The 18141-nt window shown below is 42.6% G+C and carries 23 protein-coding genes; 21 read left to right on the top strand and 2 right to left on the bottom strand.

Annotated elements, in window-relative coordinates:
* Positions 1-69 precede the first annotated feature (69 nt).
* The 19 genes from hprK to QMQ21_RS02495 all read left to right on the top strand — a co-directional run bounded on the left by hprK (position 70) and on the right by QMQ21_RS02495 (position 14992).
* Positions 70-1005 carry an HPr(Ser) kinase/phosphatase gene (gene hprK / locus QMQ21_RS02585; RefSeq protein ID WP_024057508.1) on the top strand — a complete coding sequence of 312 codons (936 nt, stop codon included), beginning with the start codon at positions 70-72 and terminating at the stop codon, positions 1003-1005.
* Positions 998-1786, top strand: coding sequence for a prolipoprotein diacylglyceryl transferase (gene lgt / locus QMQ21_RS02580; protein WP_000886648.1), 789 nt, complete (start codon positions 998-1000; stop codon positions 1784-1786). Before hprK ends, lgt begins: the two co-directional genes overlap by 8 nt.
* On the top strand, positions 1787-2170 hold the full coding sequence (locus QMQ21_RS02575) for a DUF948 domain-containing protein (protein ID WP_000895044.1): 384 nt from the start codon (positions 1787-1789) through the stop codon (positions 2168-2170). It abuts the gene before it with no gap.
* 15 nt (positions 2171-2185) lie between these two features.
* Positions 2186-2575, top strand: coding sequence for a YtxH domain-containing protein (locus QMQ21_RS02570; protein ID WP_227325928.1), 390 nt, complete (start codon positions 2186-2188; stop codon positions 2573-2575).
* An 83-nt stretch (positions 2576-2658) separates the two neighbouring features.
* Positions 2659-3789: a radical SAM family heme chaperone HemW gene (gene hemW, locus QMQ21_RS02565; RefSeq protein ID WP_261120123.1), complete on the top strand. Its 1131-nt coding sequence runs from the start codon at positions 2659-2661 to the stop codon at positions 3787-3789.
* A 4-nt stretch (positions 3790-3793) separates the two neighbouring features.
* A complete protein-coding gene (locus QMQ21_RS02560) occupies positions 3794-4531 on the top strand; it encodes an acyl-[acyl-carrier-protein] thioesterase (RefSeq protein ID WP_049499052.1) in 738 nt (245 codons plus the stop codon).
* An 8-nt stretch (positions 4532-4539) separates the two neighbouring features.
* On the top strand, positions 4540-5313 hold the full coding sequence (locus QMQ21_RS02555; RefSeq protein ID WP_261069891.1) for a TIGR01457 family HAD-type hydrolase: 774 nt from the start codon (positions 4540-4542) through the stop codon (positions 5311-5313).
* Positions 5303-5920, top strand: coding sequence for a TIGR01906 family membrane protein (locus QMQ21_RS02550; RefSeq protein ID WP_223336520.1), 618 nt, complete (start codon positions 5303-5305; stop codon positions 5918-5920). The genes QMQ21_RS02555 and QMQ21_RS02550 overlap by 11 nt, the downstream gene beginning before the upstream one ends.
* A gap of 211 nt (positions 5921-6131) precedes the next feature.
* Positions 6132-6533: a Spx/MgsR family RNA polymerase-binding regulatory protein gene (locus QMQ21_RS02545; protein WP_000631254.1), complete on the top strand. Its 402-nt coding sequence runs from the start codon at positions 6132-6134 to the stop codon at positions 6531-6533.
* Positions 6533-6811: a UPF0223 family protein gene (locus tag QMQ21_RS02540; protein WP_020901523.1), complete on the top strand. Its 279-nt coding sequence runs from the start codon at positions 6533-6535 to the stop codon at positions 6809-6811. The genes QMQ21_RS02545 and QMQ21_RS02540 overlap by 1 nt, the downstream gene beginning before the upstream one ends.
* Positions 6801-7574 (top strand): inositol monophosphatase family protein, encoded by a 774-nt coding sequence (locus QMQ21_RS02535; protein WP_049547022.1) that lies wholly within the window; start codon positions 6801-6803, stop codon positions 7572-7574. The genes QMQ21_RS02540 and QMQ21_RS02535 overlap by 11 nt, the downstream gene beginning before the upstream one ends.
* Positions 7575-8879, top strand: coding sequence for an RsmF rRNA methyltransferase first C-terminal domain-containing protein (locus tag QMQ21_RS02530; RefSeq protein WP_261813850.1), 1305 nt, complete (start codon positions 7575-7577; stop codon positions 8877-8879).
* Between the two features lie 220 nt (positions 8880-9099).
* Positions 9100-9978: a phosphate ABC transporter substrate-binding protein PstS family protein gene (locus QMQ21_RS02525; protein WP_000746324.1), complete on the top strand. Its 879-nt coding sequence runs from the start codon at positions 9100-9102 to the stop codon at positions 9976-9978.
* A complete protein-coding gene (gene pstC / locus QMQ21_RS02520; RefSeq protein WP_001070903.1) occupies positions 9978-10895 on the top strand; it encodes a phosphate ABC transporter permease subunit PstC in 918 nt (305 codons plus the stop codon). The genes QMQ21_RS02525 and pstC overlap by 1 nt, the downstream gene beginning before the upstream one ends.
* A complete protein-coding gene (gene pstA / locus QMQ21_RS02515) occupies positions 10885-11769 on the top strand; it encodes a phosphate ABC transporter permease PstA (protein ID WP_000543046.1) in 885 nt (294 codons plus the stop codon). Before pstC ends, pstA begins: the two co-directional genes overlap by 11 nt.
* A gap of 10 nt (positions 11770-11779) precedes the next feature.
* Positions 11780-12583, top strand: coding sequence for a phosphate ABC transporter ATP-binding protein PstB (pstB, locus tag QMQ21_RS02510; protein WP_261813849.1), 804 nt, complete (start codon positions 11780-11782; stop codon positions 12581-12583).
* A gap of 12 nt (positions 12584-12595) precedes the next feature.
* Positions 12596-13354 carry a phosphate ABC transporter ATP-binding protein PstB gene (pstB, locus tag QMQ21_RS02505; RefSeq protein WP_000133483.1) on the top strand — a complete coding sequence of 253 codons (759 nt, stop codon included), beginning with the start codon at positions 12596-12598 and terminating at the stop codon, positions 13352-13354.
* An 11-nt stretch (positions 13355-13365) separates the two neighbouring features.
* Positions 13366-14019 carry a phosphate signaling complex protein PhoU gene (phoU, locus tag QMQ21_RS02500; RefSeq protein WP_000946458.1) on the top strand — a complete coding sequence of 218 codons (654 nt, stop codon included), beginning with the start codon at positions 13366-13368 and terminating at the stop codon, positions 14017-14019.
* 157 nt (positions 14020-14176) lie between these two features.
* Positions 14177-14992, top strand: a complete 816-nt coding sequence (locus tag QMQ21_RS02495) for an ABC transporter substrate-binding protein (RefSeq protein ID WP_000837375.1) — start codon at positions 14177-14179, stop codon at positions 14990-14992.
* A 19-nt stretch (positions 14993-15011) separates the two neighbouring features.
* Here the strand turns inward: QMQ21_RS02495 and QMQ21_RS02490 are convergent, their stop codons facing one another.
* Positions 15012-16283, bottom strand: a complete 1272-nt coding sequence (locus QMQ21_RS02490) for an aminotransferase-like domain-containing protein (RefSeq protein WP_261813848.1) — start codon at positions 16281-16283, stop codon at positions 15012-15014.
* Positions 16280-16597, bottom strand: coding sequence for a hypothetical protein (locus tag QMQ21_RS02485; protein ID WP_261813847.1), 318 nt, complete (start codon positions 16595-16597; stop codon positions 16280-16282). The genes QMQ21_RS02490 and QMQ21_RS02485 overlap by 4 nt, the downstream gene beginning before the upstream one ends.
* 24 nt (positions 16598-16621) lie before the next feature.
* Here QMQ21_RS02485 and budA point away from each other — a divergent pair, with 24 nt between their 5' ends.
* Together budA and QMQ21_RS02475 are read left to right on the top strand one after the other, a co-directional pair.
* On the top strand, positions 16622-17353 hold the full coding sequence (budA, locus tag QMQ21_RS02480; RefSeq protein ID WP_261813846.1) for an acetolactate decarboxylase: 732 nt from the start codon (positions 16622-16624) through the stop codon (positions 17351-17353).
* Between the two features lie 9 nt (positions 17354-17362).
* On the top strand, positions 17363-18115 hold the full coding sequence (locus tag QMQ21_RS02475) for a YhfC family intramembrane metalloprotease (RefSeq protein WP_261813845.1): 753 nt from the start codon (positions 17363-17365) through the stop codon (positions 18113-18115).
* Positions 18116-18141 lie beyond the last annotated feature (26 nt).

The raw sequence follows: 18141 nt of genomic DNA, 5'->3' as shown, positions 1-18141 counted from the left end.
GCAAAAATCTGAAACTTCTAAGGACAATTTGATATAATAGTAAAAAGAACTCGATTGAAGGAGGAAATGATGTCGGTTTTAGTAAAAGAAGTGATTGAAAAGCTTAGACTAGACATTGTCTATGGCGAACCAGAATTACTTGAAAAGGAAATTAATACCGCGGACATTACGCGACCTGGTCTTGAAATGACGGGCTATTTTGACTATTATACGCCTGAGCGGATTCAACTTTTGGGAATGAAGGAGTGGTCCTATCTCGTTTCGATGTCCTCTCACAACCGTTACCAAGTCTTGAAAAAAATGTTTCTACCTGAGACACCTGCGGTTATTGTTGCTCGTGGTTTGGTGGTTCCTGAGGAGATGCTAAAGGCAGCTAGAGAATGTAAGATTGCTATTTTAACTAGCCGTACGGCGACCAGTCGATTGTCTGGAGAGTTATCTAGCTATTTGGATTCTCGTTTGGCGGAACGTACTAGTGTGCACGGTGTCTTGATGGATATCTATGGTATGGGTGTCTTGATTCAGGGCGATAGTGGAATTGGTAAAAGTGAGACAGGTCTAGAGCTTGTCAAACGTGGTCACCGCTTGGTAGCAGATGATCGCGTAGACATCTTTGCCAAGGACGAGATTACCCTTTGGGGTGAACCGGCTGAAATCTTGAGACACCTGATTGAAATTCGTGGGGTTGGGATTATCGATGTTATGAGCCTCTACGGTGCGAGTGCCGTCAAGGATTCTTCACAAGTCCAGTTGGCTGTTTATTTGGAAAATTACGATACACATAAAACTTTTGATCGTCTTGGAAACAATGCAGAGGAACTTAAAATTTCTGGCGTATCTATTCCTCGTATTCGTATTCCAGTTAAAACAGGTCGTAATATTTCTGTTGTGATTGAGGCTGCTGCCATGAATTATCGTGCCAAGGAAATGGGCTTTGATGCGACTCGTTTGTTCGAAGAACGCTTGACCAATCTTATTGCTCAAAACGAGGTGCCTAATGCTTGATCCAATTGCTATTCATCTAGGCCCTCTAGCCATTCGTTGGTATGCCTTGTGTATTGTGACAGGCTTGATTCTTGCGGTTTATTTGACCATGAAAGAAGCACCTAGAAAGAAGATCATACCAGACGATATTTTAGATTTCATCCTGATAGCTTTTCCTTTGGCTATTTTAGGAGCACGTCTCTATTATGTTATTTTCCGTTTTGATTACTATAGTCAGAACTTGGGAGAAATTTTTGCCATTTGGAATGGTGGTTTGGCTATTTACGGTGGTTTGATAACTGGGGCTATTGTACTCTATATCTTTGCTGATCGTAAACTCATCAATACTTGGGATTTCCTAGATATTGCGGCGCCTAGCGTCATGATTGCCCAAAGTTTGGGTCGCTGGGGCAATTTCTTTAACCAAGAAGCCTATGGTGCAGCAGTGGATAATCTGGATTATCTACCTGGCTTTATTCGTGACCAGATGTATATTGAGGGGAGCTATCGTCAGCCAACCTTCCTTTATGAGTCTCTATGGAATCTTCTTGGATTTGCCTTGATTCTGATTTTTAGACGAAAATGGAAGAGCCTTAGACGAGGTCATATCACTGCTTTCTATTTGATTTGGTATGGTTTCGGTCGTATGGTCATCGAAGGTATGCGGACAGATAGTCTCATGTTCTTTGGTCTTCGAGTGTCTCAATGGCTATCAGTTGTCCTTATCGGTCTTGGTATTTTTATCATTCTATATCAAAATCGAAAGAAGGCCCCTTACTATATTTCAGAGGAGGAAAACTAAATGTTAGAAGTTGCATATATTCTTGTAGCCCTTGCTTTGATTGTATTTTTAGTGTATTTAATCATTACTGTACAAAAGCTTGGACGTGTTATCGATGAAACAGAGAAGACGATTAAAACCTTGACTTCAGATGTGGATGTGACCTTGCATCATACCAATGAATTGCTGGCTAAGGTCAATGTCTTGGCAGATGATATCAATGTCAAGGTGGCAACGATTGATCCACTCTTTAGTGCAGTGGCAGATTTATCTCTATCTGTTTCAGACCTCAATGACCATGCGCGTGTCTTGAGCAAGAAAGCTTCCTCAGCTGGTTCAAAAACACTTAAGACTGGTGCAAGTTTGTCAGCTCTTCGTGTAGCAAGTAAATTTTTCAAAAAATAAAAAAGGAGAATTCTTATGGGTAAACTATCCTCAATCCTTTTAGGAACCATTTCAGGTGCAGCTCTTGCCTTGTTTTTAACAAGCGACAAGGGCAAACAAGTTTGCAGTCAGGCTCAAGATTTTCTAGATGATTTGAGAGAAGATCCTGAGTATGCCAAGGAGCGGATCTGTGAAAAACTGACAGAAGTTAAGGAGCAGGCTACAGATTTTGTTCTTAAAACCAAAGAACAGGTTGAGTCAGGTGAAATCACTGTGGACAGTGTACTTGCTCAAGCCAAATCATGTGCTCGCCAGGCGACAGAAGCATCAAAAGATCGATTCAATAATCTCAAGGAGCAATGGCAAGAAAAGGCCGAAACTCTTGATGAATCAGAAGAGATTGTTATTGACATAACAGAAGAATAAACCATCACCATCTCTGGACGAACTATATGTCTGGAGATGGTGATTTTTTTCTCGTAGCCTGTCTTTGTGGTATAATAATTACTATGCAGAAAAAACCAACGTCAGCCTATGTGCACATCCCATTTTGTACCCAGATTTGTTATTATTGTGACTTTTCAAAGGTCTTCATCAAGAACCAGCCAGTTGATAGCTATTTGGAGCATCTGCTGGAAGAGTTTCGTTCTTATGATATTCAAAAGTTGAGAACTCTTTATATCGGTGGTGGTACACCGACAGCCCTGTCAGCTCCGCAACTGGAGGTGTTACTGAATGGTTTGACTAAAAACTTGGACTTGTCAGTCTTGGAAGAGTTGACCATTGAAGCCAATCCAGGTGACTTGAACGCGGATAAGATTGCTGTTTTGAAGAACTCGGCTGTCAATCGTGTTTCGCTAGGCGTGCAGACCTTTGATGACAAGATGCTGAAAAAGATTGGGCGCAGTCATTTGGAGAAGGATATTTATGAAAATATCGACCGTCTTAAATTGGCTGGTTTTGACAATATCTCTATCGATTTGATTTATGCGCTGCCTGGTCAGACCATGGAGCAAGTAAAGGAAAATGTGGCTAAGGCTATTGGACTGGATATTCCTCATATGAGTTTGTATAGCTTGATTTTGGAAAATCACACGGTCTTTATGAATCGTATGCGACGAGGGAAATTGCCTCTGCCTAAGGAGGAACTGGAAGCTGAGATGTTTGATTACATCATCGCAGAGCTGGAGCGAGCAGGTTTTGAGCATTATGAGATTTCCAATTTCTCCAAACCCGGTTTTGAAAGTCGCCACAATCTCATGTACTGGGACAATGCTGAATACTATGGTATCGGTGCTGGGGCCTCTGGCTATATCGATGGTGTTCGTTATAAAAATCATGGTCCCATTCGTCATTATCTCAGTGCGGTTGAGGAAGGCAATGCTCGTATCATAGAAGAACACCTGAGTCAAAAAGAGCAAATGGAAGAAGAAATGTTCTTGGGACTTCGCAAAAAATCCGGTGTCTCAATGAGCAGATTTGAGGAAAAATTTGGACGGTCTTTCGATGGACTTTATGGAGAAATTGTCAGAGACTTGGTGCAACAAGGTCTCATGCAAATAGAGGGTGACCGAGTTCGCATGACAAAAAGAGGTCTCTTTTTAGGAGACACTGTAGCAGAACGATTTATTTTGGAGTAGGATCATGGGCTTAACTTATCAAATGAAAATGAAGATTCCTTTTGATATGGCGGATATGAACGGTCATATCAAACTTCCAGATGTAATTTTGCTGTCCTTGCAAGTTTCAGGGATGCAGTCGATTGAATTGGGAGTTAGTGATAAGGCTATTCTGGAAAATTATAATCTGGTCTGGATTATCACAGACTATGATATTGAGGTGGATCGTTTGCCTCGTTTTGCGGAAGAAATCACCATCGAAACGGAAGCTTTGAGCTACAATCGACTCTTTTGCTATCGTCGCTTTACCATTTATGATGAAACGGGGCAGGAGCTCATTCACATGATGGCGACCTTTGTTCTCATGGACCGAGACAGTCGAAAAGTCCATGCTGTCGAACCTGAGATTGTGGCTCCTTACCAGTCTGATTTTGATAAAAAACTTATCCGCGGACCAAAGTATGAGTCCTTGGACGAGCCAGTCAGCAAGGATTACCATGTACGTTTTTACGACTTGGATATGAATGGCCATGTCAACAACAGTAAATACCTGGACTGGATTTTTGAGGTCATGGGAGCGGAATTTTTGACCCAGTATATTCCCCAAAAAATCAACCTCAAGTATGTCAAGGAAGTTCGACCAGGTGGGGTGATTACATCGGCTGTTGAACGGACTGGACTGGAAAGCAAGCATGAAATTACAAGCGATGGTGCTACCAATGCCCAAGCTATCATCACTTGGCAAGAAATAAAAAAAGATTAGGAAAAAGTATGAAATATAAAGGCTATTTAATTGATTTAGACGGTACTATTTATAAGGGGAAAGACCGAATCCCAGCAGGAGAGGCTTTTGTCCATGAATTGCAAAAGCGGGATATTCCCTATCTCTTTGTGACCAACAATACAACACGCACTCCAGAGAGTGTTCAGGATATGTTGGCTCAGAATTTTAATATCGATACGCCCCTATCGACTGTCTACACAGCGACCTTGGCAACCATCGACTACATGAATGACTTGGGACTGGAAAAGACAGTCTATGTCATTGGAGAATCAGGGCTTAAGGAAGCCATCAAGGCGGCTGGTTATGTGGAAGACAAGGAAAATCCTGCCTATGTGGTAGTAGGACTGGACTGGCAAGTCGACTATGAAAAATTTGCGACAGCAACTCTGGCTATCCAAAAGGGAGCTCACTTTATCGGAACCAATCCTGACCTCAACATCCCGACAGAACGCGGTCTTTTGCCTGGTGCTGGTTCGCTGATTACCCTGCTTGAAGTAGCAACACGAGTGAAGCCTGTTTATATTGGGAAACCAAATGCTATCATCATGGACAAGGCAGTTGAGCACTTAGGCTTGGAACGGGAAGAGTTGATTATGGTTGGAGATAACTATTTAACAGATATCCGAGCAGGGATTGACAATGGCATTCCAACGCTCTTGGTGACAACAGGTTTCACTAAGGCAGAAGAAGTAGCAGACCTACCAATCGCACCGACTCATGTGGTGTCTAGCCTTTCGGAGTGGGATTTTGATGAAAACTAAACTGAACTTTTGGGCCTCTATGCTCTTTCTCCTTTCCCTCTCAATCCTTCTGACTATTTATCTGGCTTGGATTGTTTATCCATTGGAAATTCAGTGGCTGAATTTAACAAATCGGGTCTATTTAAAACCGGAAACCATTCAGTACAACTTTCATATCTTGATGAATTACCTGACCAATCCTTTTAGTCAGGTCCTAGAGATGCCTGATTTTCGTTCGTCAGCAGCTGGTTTGCACCACTTTGCAGTCGTTAAGAATCTCTTTCACTTGGTACAGTTAGTTGCCCTAGTGACACTGCCAAGTTTCTATGTCTTTGTAAAAGGAATTGTGAAAAAGGGCTTTTTATCTCTATTTAGTAAAGGGCTTTTGGTTCTAGTAGTCTTGCCTTTACTGATTGGGCTTGGGGGAGTTCTGATTGGTTTTGACCAATTCTTTACCCTTTTCCATCAAATTCTCTTTGTGGGAGATGATACTTGGCTTTTTGACCCAGCCAAGGATCCTGTTATTCTGATTTTACCAGAGACCTTTTTCCTCCATGCCTTCCTCCTCTTTTTTGCCCTCTATGAAAGCTTTTTTGGTTTTCTATACCTGAAAAGCCGTAGGAAGTGAAACGAAAGATATTCTTATTTTGCATAAATCAATTAGGTATGTGATTCGAAACTATTGTCAAGAATGAATTAATCAAATCTAAAAAGAGTTAATCGTTCGCAAACAGTCTATTTTTCTTGAAAAAATAGGCTTTTTTTCTAAAAATCTCTAGTCAAGCGCTTTATTTTTTTGTATAATAGAAGTAGCAAAGTATAGATAAGAAGAGAAAAGCATGATTACACTATTTCTATCACCGAGCTGTACTTCATGTCGTAAGGCAAAGGCCTGGTTAGAAAAACATAAGGTTCCCTTTGAGGAACACAATATTATGACCAGTCCTTTAACAAGAAAAGAATTGCAACACATCCTTTCCTTGACCGAAAATGGTACTGATGACATCATTTCAACTCGTTCAAAAATTTTTCAAAAATTAGATATTGATGTAGAAAGTATTTCGGTATCAGAATTGCTTCATTTGATTGAGCAGTATCCAAGTCTTTTGCGTCGTCCAATTATTATCGATGCCAAACGTATGCAGATCGGTTTTAATGAAGATGAGATTCGTGCTTTTCTCCCTCGTAGTTACCGTAAGCAAGAACTAAAAGAAGCAAGAATGAGAGCTGGTATTAGTTAATGAACAAACAGTATAGTTACCCACTAGATTTGTCGTGGAGCACTGAAGAACTTGCTTCAGTGCTTTCTTTTTTTAATGATGTTGAAGCTGCCTATGAAAGCAAGGTAGAGGCTAAAAAGTTACTGGACTCCTATAAGGGATTCAAGGCGGTTGTGCCAAGCAAGAGTGAAGAGAAACGTTTGGGACGAGAATTTGAAACAGTTAGTGGCTATTCGCTTTATCGAGCAGTTCAGACTGCCAAGGAAAAAGGGGAAGGGAAGATTTCTCTTGGAAAGTAAATTTGAATTTGCTAAAGAGCTTGTCAATAAGGCGGGTCAGTACATTCTTGACCATATGCAGGAAGACTTGTGTGTTGAGACCAAGTCCTCTCCAACAGACTTGGTGACCAGACTGGACAAGGAAGTTCAGGAACTATTGGTGGGTGAGATTTTGTCCCGTTATCCTGATGATAAGATTTGTGCTGAAGAAGGTTGTCTGAGAGCTTCGGTTCAAGAGGGCAAGGTTTGGGTCATTGATCCCATTGATGGTACCAATAACTTTGTAGCCCAGCAGGAAGATTTTGCTGTTATGATGGCTTATTTTGAGAATGGTCAGGGACAGTTTGGCCTGATTTATGATGTGGTCAAAGGGGATTGTTATCACGGTGGTGGAGAATTTCCAGTTTGTCTAAATGATAAGCCCCTAGCTCCCTTTAAAGCAAAACCACTTGGAGATTTTCTCATTGCAGGCAATAGTGGCATGCTGGAAACCAACGAATGGGGGCTGGCTGATTTGAGTCAAGCGGTCCTCGGTGTTCGTGTCTATGGGAGTGCGGCCATTAGTTTTGCCAAGATTTTGTCAGGGCGTTTGTTGACCTATGTCACTTATCTGCAACCATGGGATTATGCTGCGGCTAGTATTTTAGGGGAAAGTCTGGGCTATCGGGTCGTGACTCTATCTGGTCAACCGCTTGATTTTAAAACCAGACAGCCGGTCATGATGGTCCCTCTTGAGATGCAGGAGGAAATTCAATCCTATATTTACGAAAGGAAAAGAACTTAAATGCAATTTCCAGAAGGATTTGTTGAAAAATATGAAGAGATATTAGGAGATGAGGCAAGAGATTTTCTTGCCTCTTTTGAGGAGGAAGCGGTTTCGGCCTTTCGGGTCAATCCTTTAAAAGAAGCGCAAGTTTCCTTTCCTGATGCCATTCCTCAAACTCCTTGGGGACATTATGGGAAGGTTTCAGGGAAATCGCCTGAGCATGCTACAGGTTTGGTCTATTCGCAAGAACCCGCTGCCCAGATGGTTGCTCAGGTAGCCCAACCCAGTCCTGGTATGAAAGTCTTGGATTTGGCCGCTGCTCCAGGTGGAAAATCAACTCAGCTGGCTGCCTATCTAGCAGGGGAGGGTATTCTCGTTTCCAATGAAATTTCAAGCAAACGGGCTAAGATTTTAGTAGAAAATATGGAGCGCTTTGGAGCGACAAATGTCGTGGTGACCAATGAATCTGCTGACCGCTTGGCCAAGGTTTTTAAAGGCTATTTTGACCTCATTGTCCTTGATGCTCCTTGCTCTGGTGAAGGGATGTTCCGTAAGCAACCAGATGCTATGGACTATTGGAGCTTAGATTATCCGAGTCAATGCGCTAGCTTGCAAAGAGAAATTCTGGAAGATGCAGTGACCATGTTAGCTGAGGGCGGTCGTCTGGTTTATTCGACTTGTACCTGGGCACCTGAGGAAAACGAAGAGATTGTCAATTGGCTACTGAAAGAGTATGATTTTGACTTGTTGCCAGTTGAGCATATCAATGGAATGGTAGCTGGTATTGACCTGCCAGAAACGGCTCGGATGTATCCTCATCATTTTAAGGGAGAAGGTCAGTTTGTAGCCCATCTACAGTTTAAGGGTGAAAATCACGCCCCTAAATTTAAGGCAAGTAAAAGCAATCTCAGCCGAGAACAAGTTGCCTTGTGGCAGGAATTTGCCCAAAAACATTTGAAAATCAATCTAAGGGGAATCTTGCAGACTTTTGGTGACCAACTCTATCTCTTGCCCGAACTCTTGCCAGATTTAGGGAAGCTCAAGATTGCTCGCAATGGCCTGCATCTAGGCACTTTTAAGAAGAAACGCTTTGAGCCTAGTTTTGCTCTTGGTCTAGCCTTGAAACCGAGTCAGGTCAAGCAGTCGGTTGAAATTGATCAAGAAGAGTTTGTAAAGTATGTGGCTGGAGAAACCGTTCAGCTGGCGGAAAGTCTGCCAAATGGTTGGTACCAAGTTTTGGTTCAAGGAAATGGTTTGGGCTTTGCTAAGGTGACTGGAAATGTTTTGAAAAATTATTTTCCTAAAGGCCTCAGATTCAAGTGAAAATGCTAGTCAAAGTAGCTTGTCTATGTTATAGTGGAAGTATGGATTTTTTTCAAATTGTCTTTCATTTTAAGTCAAAATTGGTGGGCAAGGTAACTGAGCAAATGACTAGTAAAACTAAGCAAAGAACTTCAGTTGGCTCCCAATTTTCAAAAGAAAAACATAAATAAATAGTTGAAAAAATTCACAGCATTCACCATTATTTTCAAGGAGAAAAACAGTGAAAAAAAGGAAAAAACTCGCTCTATCCCTTGCGGCTCTTTTGCTAGCAGGTTCTTTGGCGGGATGTGCTAGCTGGATTGATCGTGGGGAATCCATGACAGCTGTTGGTTCAACGGCTCTTCAGCCTTTGGTCGAAGCAGCAGCAGATGAATTTGGCTCTCTGCACGTTGGGAAAACAGTCAACGTCCAAGGTGGAGGATCTGGTACAGGTCTGTCTCAGGTTCAGTCTGGAGCCGTTGATGTAGGAAATTCAGACGTATTTGCCGAGGAAAAAGACGGTATCAACGCATCAGCTCTAGTAGATCACAAGGTTGCTGTAGCGGGCTTGGCAGTGATTGTGAACAAGGAAGTTGATGTTGAAAATCTGACAACTGAACAACTCCGTAGCATCTTCACAGGTCAAGTGACCAACTGGAAAGAAGTCGGTGGGAAAGACCTAGCCATTTCCATTATCAACCGTGCGGCAAGTTCAGGTTCACGTGCAACCTTTGATAGTGTTATCATGGATGGTCAATCGGCCGTGCAGAGTCAAGAACAGGATTCAAATGGGATGGTCAAAAACATTGTTTCCCAGACACCAGGAGCCATTTCTTACCTAGCTTTTGCCTATGTGGATGACTCGGTTAAACGCATGAAATTGAACGGCTATGAGCCGATTGCAGAAAATGTTACCACCAATAACTGGCCCTTGTGGTCTTATGAACACATGTATACACTAGGTCAGCCTAATGAATTGGTGGCAGAATTTCTTAACTTTGTCCTCTCAGATGAAGCGCAAAGCGGAATCGTTAAGGGAATGGGCTATATTTCTGTCAAGGAAATGAAAGTTGAAAAAGATGCTGTAGGAACGGTGACAGCACTAGAAGGGAGTCACTAATGAATCAAGAAGAATTAGCTAAAAAATTACTTTCTCCCTCAAAGAACTCTCGTCTAGAGAAACTAGGAAAAGGCTTGACCTTTGCCTGTCTGTCTTTGATTGTCATCATTGTGGCTATGATTTTGATTTTCGTAGCCCAAAAAGGTTTGTCGACCTTCTTTGTAAATGGGGTTAATATCTTTGATTTCCTCTTTGGACAAACTTGGAATCCTTCAGGTAAACAATTTGGTGCGCTTCCAATGATTTTGGGTTCCTTTATTGTCACAATCCTATCAGCCCTTATCGCAACTCCTTTTGCTATTGGTGCGGCAGTCTTTATGACTGAAGTCTCACCAAAAGGTGCTAGAATCTTGCAACCAGCCATTGAATTGCTAGTTGGGATTCCTTCAGTTGTGTATGGATTTATCGGTTTGCAGGTCGTGGTTCCCTTTGTCCGCAGTGTTTTTGGTGGAACTGGTTTTGGGATCTTGTCAGGGATTTTCGTTCTCTTTGTCATGATTTTACCGACGGTAACCTTTATGACAACCGATAGTTTGCGTGCGGTGCCTCGTCACTACCGCGAAGCTAGTTTGGCTATGGGAGCTACTCGTTGGCAAACCATCTGGCGCGTGACCTTGAAGGCGGCGCGTTCAGGGATTTTCACAGCAGTGGTCTTTGGGATGGCGCGTGCCTTTGGTGAAGCTCTAGCCATTCAGATGGTGGTCGGAAACTCAGCCGTAGTCCCAACTTCACTAACAACACCTGCTGCGACCTTGACCTCTGTTTTGACCATGGGTATCGGAAATACTGTTATGGGAACCGTTGACAATAACGTTCTCTGGTCACTGGCCTTAGTCTTGCTTTTGATGAGTTTGGCCTTTAACAGTGTGATTAAATTGATTACGAAAGAAAGAGGAAAGAAAAACTATGCACGCTAAGAAATTAGATAAAATTGCAACAGCTGTCCTCTACTCAATTGCAGGAATTATCGTTGCCATCTTGGCATCCTTGATTCTTTATATCTTGGTTCGTGGTTTGCCCCACATCTCTTGGTCTTTCTTGACTGGCAAATCATCTTCTTACCAAGCAGGCGGAGGGATTGGAATTCAGCTCTATAATTCCTTCTTCCTTTTGGTTATTACCTTGATTATCTCTGTTCCCTTGTCTATGGGGGCTGGGATTTTCCTAGCTGAATATGCTAAAAAAGGTCCTGTGACCAATTTTGTCAGAACCTGTATTGAAATCTTGTCTTCACTACCATCAGTGGTTGTAGGTCTCTTTGGTTACTTGATTTTTGTAGTTCAGTTTGAGTATGGATTTTCAATCATTTCAGGTGCCTTGGCCTTGACGGTCTTTAACTTGCCTCAGATGACTCGTAATGTCGAGGACAGTTTGAAACATGTTCACCATACGCAACGTGAAGCTGGTCTGGCCCTTGGGATTTCTCGTTGGGAGACTGTGGTCCATGTGGTTATTCCAGAAGCCCTACCAGGTATTGTGACGGGTGTTGTCTTGGCCTCTGGTCGTATCTTTGGTGAGGCTGCTGCTTTGATCTATACAGCAGGACAATCCGCTCCAGCCCTTGACTGGTCAAACTGGAACATTCTCAGTGTGACTAGCCCAATCTCAATCTTCCGCCAAGCAGAAACCTTGGCTGTCCACATTTGGAAAGTCAACAGTGAAGGTACCATTCCTGATGGAACTATCGTATCAGCAGGTTCTGCGGCCGTGCTCCTCATCTTTATCCTCATCTTTAACTTTGGAGCCCGCAAACTCGGAAGCTATCTACATAAGAAATTAACCGCTGCCTAAAGGAGAAGCCATGTCAAAATATAATTGGGATGAAAAGCATATTATCACCTTTCCTGAAGAGAAAGTGGCCCTCTCTACTAAGGATTTACATGTTTACTACGGTAAAAAAGAATCCATCAAGGGCATCGATATGCAATTTGAAAAAAATAAAATTACGGCCTTAATTGGCCCTTCTGGTTCAGGGAAATCAACCTACCTCCGCAGTCTCAACCGTATGAATGATACCATTGATATTGCTAAGGTCACAGGTCAAATCCTCTATCAAGGGATTGACGTCAACCGTCCAGAAATCAATGTCTATGAGATGCGTAAGCACATTGGAATGGTCTTCCAACGCCCAAATCCCTTTGCCAAGTCTATCTACCGCAATATCACTTTTACCCATGAACGTGCAGGAGTTAAGGACAAGCAAGTTTTGGATGAAATTGTGGAAACTTCTCTTCGTCAGGCTGCCCTTTGGGACCAGGTCAAAGACGATTTGCACAAGTCAGCCTTGACCTTATCAGGTGGTCAGCAACAGCGTCTCTGTATCGCTCGCGCTATCTCTGTTAAACCACATATCCTCTTGATGGATGAACCGGCGTCAGCCTTGGATCCGATTGCGACAGCTCAGTTGGAAGAAACCATGTTGGAATTGAAGAAGGACTTTACCATTATCATCGTGACCCACAGCATGCAGCAGGCTGCGCGTGCTAGTGACTACACAGGATTCTTCTACTTGGGCGACTTGATTGAGTACGATAAGACCTCTAATATTTTCCAAAATGCCAAACTACAGTCAACCAATGACTACGTAACAGGACACTTTGGATAGAAAGGAAACAGTATGACAGAAGCGATTTTACAGGTGTCAGACCTGTCCGTTTACTACAATCAAAAAAAGGCCTTGAATAGTGTTTCCCTATCTTTCCAACCCAAGGAAATTACAGCCTTGATCGGTCCATCTGGATCAGGGAAATCAACCCTCCTAAAGGCTATCAACCGCATGGGGGATCTTAATCCAGAGGTAACCACAACTGGTTCAGTGGTTTATAACGGCCACAACATTTACAGCCCGCGTACAGATACAGTTGAATTGCGGAAGGAAATCGGTATGGTTTTCCAACAACCAAACCCCTTCCCTATGTCTATCTACGAAAATGTTGTTTACGGGCTTCGTATCAATGGAGTGAAGGACAAGCAGGTTCTAGATGAGGCGGTTGAAAAAGCCTTGCAACGAGCTTCTATCTGGGATGAGGTCAAGGATCGCCTGCATGATTCAGCTATCGGGCTTTCAGGCGGACAACAGCAACGTGTCTGCGTTGCCCGTGTCTTGGCAACCAGTCCTAAAATCATTCTCTTGGATGAACCGACTTCAGCTCTGGACCCTATCTCGGCTGGTAAGATTGAGGAAACCTTGTATGCTCTAAAAGATAAATACACCATGCTCTTGGTTACGCGTTCCATGCAACAAGCCTCTCGTATCTCTGACAAGACAGGATTTTTCCTAGATGGAGATTTGATTGAGTTTAACGATACTAAGAAGATGTTCCTCAACCCACAACACAAGGAAACAGAAGATTATATTTCAGGAAAATTTGGATAAGGAGATAAATGATGTTACGTTCTCAATTTGAAGAAGATTTGGAGAAATTGCACAACCAGTTCTATGCAATGGGACAAGAAGTGCTATCCCAAATCAATCGGACAGTGCGTGCCTTTGTTACGCATGACCGTGATTTGGCCAAGGAAGTCATCGAAGACGATGCAGAAGTGAACGAATACGAAGTGAAATTGGAAAAGAAATCATTTGAAATGATTGCCCTTCAACAACCCGTTTCTCAGGACTTGCGTACTGTTTTGACAGTCTTGAAGGCTGTATCTGACTTGGAACGTATGGGTGACCATGCCGTTTCCATTGCCAAGGCGGCAATTCGTATGAAGGGGGAGCAACGCATCCCAGCTGTTGAAGAAGAAATAAAGAGAATGGGTCGCGATGTCAAGAACTTCGTCGAAGCAGCCCTTGAACTCTATCTCAATGGTTCAGTAGATCAGGCCTATGAAGTAGCAGCAATGGATGAAAAAATCAACCATTACTTTGATAGCATTCGTGACTTGGCTACAGAAGAAATCAAGAAAAATCCTGATGCCATTGTTACAGGTCGTGATTATTTCCAAGTGATTGCCTTCTTGGAACGTATTGGAGACTATGCCAAGAATATCTGTGAATGGGTTGTTTACTTTGAAACAGGTAAGATTGTCGAACTATAAAATAGAGTCATTCTGTATAAAAAGGAGCTTGAAATCAATAGATAGCTCCTTTTTTGAATGAAAAAAATATTTTTAAGATAAAAATTCAAAAAAACACTTGACAAGCAACTTGGATAGAGTTATAATTATACAAAATCAACAGAGAGGTCGTTTATTTATGAAATCGAAAAAATGGATATTTGTTTTATGTAGCTTTCTTGCAAGTTTCTTCTTAGTGGCTTGCCAGTCGGGTTCTAATGGTTCTCAGTCAGCTGTTGAGGCCATTAAGCAAAAGGGGAAATTAGTTGTGGCGACTAGTCCTGACTATGCACCTTTTGAATTCCAATCCTTAGTTGACGGGAAAAATCAGGTAGTCGGTGCGGATATTGATATGGCCCAAGCTATCGCTGATGAACTTGGGGTGAAATTGGAAATCTCAAGCATGAGTTTTGACAATGTTTTGACCAGTCTTCAAACTGGGAAGGCTGACCTAGCAGTTGCAGGAATTAGTGCTACTGATGAGAGAAAAGAAGTCTTTGATTTTTCAATCCCTTACTATGAAAACAAGATTAGTTTCTTGGTTCGTAAGTCTGATGTAGAAAAATACAAGGATTTAACTAGCCTTGAAAGTGCTAATATTGCAGCCCAAAAAGGGACTGTTCCAGAAGCTATGGTCAAGGAACAATTGCCAAAAGCTCAATTGACTTCCCTAACCAATATGGGTGAAGCTGTCAATGAATTGCAGGCTGGAAAAGTAGATGCTGTTCACATGGATGAGCCTGTTGCCCTTAGCTATGCTGCTAAAAACGCCGACTTAGCTGTCGCAACTGTCAGCTTGAAGATGAAGGACGGCGAAGCTAATGCAGTTGCCCTTAGAAAAAATAGTGCTGATTTAAAAGAAGTGGTGGACAAGGTCATCCAAAAACTCAAGGATGACGGTACCTACCAAAAATATCTTGAAAAAGCGGCAACCTTAACAGAAGTTGAAGAATAAGAAAAAGCAGAGTTGGAAGTCATTCCAATTCTGCTTTTACATAGTTTAAAACATTTTCCAGATTGTCTAGGGACACCTTGGCAAATTGATAAGGGCAGGCGCTCAAATAGGCCTTTTCAAAGAAGTCCAAGCCCAGTTGACTATGTTTGAGACTGGCGATTTTAGGGTATCGTCTTAGATCAAGCAATACTCCATCGTGCAGAGGGAAGTGAGGAAGGGGGCAAGGAAATTTAGCTAACCTTTCCTCGATTTGTTTTTGGTAAGCTTCCTGATTGGCCAAGCGAGTCAGACGGTTTTTCTCAAACAGTTGACTGTCGATATAGAGTGACAGGGCCTTTTGCATGATGAGGTTGCTATCGTAATCTAGGATATTTTTGTAGGCCACAAAGGCTTCCTTGATAGCATTTGGAAGGATGAGTGCTGTTATCCGCAGGGCTGGAAAGAGGCTGGTTGAGAAGGACTTGATATAAATGACGCGCTCCTCTGTATCTAGATAGTGGAAGGTCTGGCCCTTTTTAGAGTCCAAATCCCCCAGATAGTCGTCCTCTACGATATAGACACCATACTTGGCAGCTAAGTCAAGAATAGCCCGTTTGTCCTGCTCTGAATAGGAATGTCCCAGAGGATAGTGAAAACGAGGAATGGTATAGAAAAACTTAATTTGTCCTGTTTTGAAGTGGCCTTCCAGTTCCTCCAAGTCAATTCCATCAATGCCTCGTTCAATCGTTTGATAGTCCAGACCTTGAGCAATCAAGAGGCGATTCATCCGATGGTAGGTCGGCTGTTCCACCAAGATTTCCTTGGCTTGGCTAGGAAAGGAAATTTGAGAAAGGATAAACAAGGCTTGTTGGGTTCCAGAAGTCAGTACCAGTTGGTCCGCCTTGCAGTAGAGAGCTTGGTCAAAGAGGAGTTTATGAATGGATTGTCTTAGGTCTTCTAAACCTTCTTGATTTTCATAGTAGTTGAAGAGGTAGTTTTCTCGGCCAATCAAGGTTTCATTGACACAGAGTCGGAAATCGTCATAGGCGCTGGCATGTTCGTCGGTAACCTCGATTTCTAGGTCCTGGTGTTGCCCTTGTTCTAGGACATAGTAGCCACTCTGGGGCTTGGCATAGAGATATTGTTCGTGCCGTAATTCCAGCAGGGCTCGTTGGACAGTATCCTTGCTACAGTTGAAGTCAAGGCTCAGTTGACGGATAGAAGGCAGGCGGCTTCCCGTCGGAAATCGTCCAGACTCGATACCATTTTTTAGATAGGAAACGACCTCTTGGTACTTGCTTTGTTTCTTCATTCCAGACCTCCCTTGATTTTGTTACATTGTACCCTTTTTTTTCTTTCTTGGCAATGTCTAGAGTATTTCTCTCGTTCACATCTAGGGGCAAATGTGGTATACTTAGGAGTAACATTTATAGAATAATACTCTTCGAAAATCTCTTCAAACCACGTTAGCTTCGCCTTGCCGTAGATATGGTTACTGACTTCGTCAGTTCTATCCACAACCTCAAAACAGTGTTTTGAGCTGACTTCGTCAGTCTTATCTACAACCTCAAAGCAGTGCTTTGAGCAACCTGCGGCTCGCTTCCTAGTTTGCTTTTTGATTTTCATTGAGTATAACAGACAAGAAAGTGAATGGATAAGAACGTGCAGGAACCAGTGAAATTATTTCAATACAATACCCTTGGAGCCTTGATGGCTGGTCTTTATGGTGGGACTATGACAGTAGGAGAATTGCTAGAGCATGGTGACCTTGGTTTGGGAACCTTGGATTCCATTGATGGAGAATTGATTGTCTTGGATGGCAAGGCTTATCAGGCCAAAGGATCAGGAGAGCAACCAGAAATTGTAGAAGTGTCACCAGATGCCCTTATTCCTTACGCTGCAGTGGTACCGCATCAGGCAGAGGTCATTTTCCGCCAGCGCTTTGAGATGACAGACAAGGAATTGGAAGAACGAATTGAGTCTTATTATGATGGGGAAAATCTTTTCCGCTCTATCAAGATTCGTGGGGAATTTTCGCATATGCATGTGCGTATGATTCCCAAGTCTACACCCGATACCAAGTTTGCTGATGTCGCAACCCATCAGCCTGAATATAGTCGCGAAAATGTGGCGGGGACCATCGTTGGTTTCTGGACGCCAGAGATTTTTCATGGTGTCAGTGTGGCAGGCTACCATCTGCACTTCATCTCAGATGATTTGACTTTCGGTGGACATGTCATGGACTTTGTCATCAAGGAAGGGATTATCGAGGTGGGAGCTGTTGACCAATTGGATCAACGTTTCCCAGTCCAAGACCGTCAATACTTGTTTGCTAAGTTCAATGTTGACGAGATGAAAAAAGATATTGAAAAGGCGGAATAGGAGAAGAAAATGACCATTCATATTATCATTACCATGGTACTGTTGCTGGCTTTCTTGATAGGGAGCATTTGGTATGCCAAAAAGAAATACCAGATCAATCTAGCTGTTTTGGGCTTGGGGGCTGTAGCCTTCTTTGTCTCTTCACAGATTTTGGAAAAACTGGTGCATATCTTGGTTTTACATCCTCAAAAAGACGGTAGTATTGCCCTCTTGCAAGACCATCCGCTTGTCTATATCATCTATGGCCTAGCCATGGCAGCATTTTTTGAGGAAACTGCTCGTCTTATTTTCTTCAAATGGTTGGAGAAAAAGAGAAATTTGGAAAAGGCGGATGCCTTGGCTTATGGATTGGGGCATGGTGGCTTGGAGTTGATTTTCCTAGGCCTTGCTAGTTTACTCAATCTCTACATCGTGCTTTCGGCGGTTCAAACGCAGGATCCACAGGTCATGCAATTACTGTCTGAAAATATGTTGAAAACTATCCAGTCGCTATCAGTCTGGCAGATTTATTTGCTTGGTTTTGAGAGAATCTTGGCCCTAGGTTTCCAATTACTCTTGACTGTTTGGGTTTACCAAGCTGTTCGCCAGAAGAAATGGATTTATCTCCTAGCAGCCTATGGCCTACACGCCTTCTTTGACCTAGCACCATCTCTAGTCCAAGTTGGCTGGTTGACCAATCCAGTCTTGGTTGAAGTTGTCCTAGCACTTGAACTTGTTCTGGTTGCCTATGGAACAAAGGCAATCTTTTGCAAAAAATCATAAGAAAAAGGGGGAAACCTCTTTTTTGT

It is taken from the genome of Streptococcus bouchesdurhonensis (genome assembly GCF_948472335.1).
This window is presented reverse-complemented; position numbering and strand designations above follow the sequence as displayed.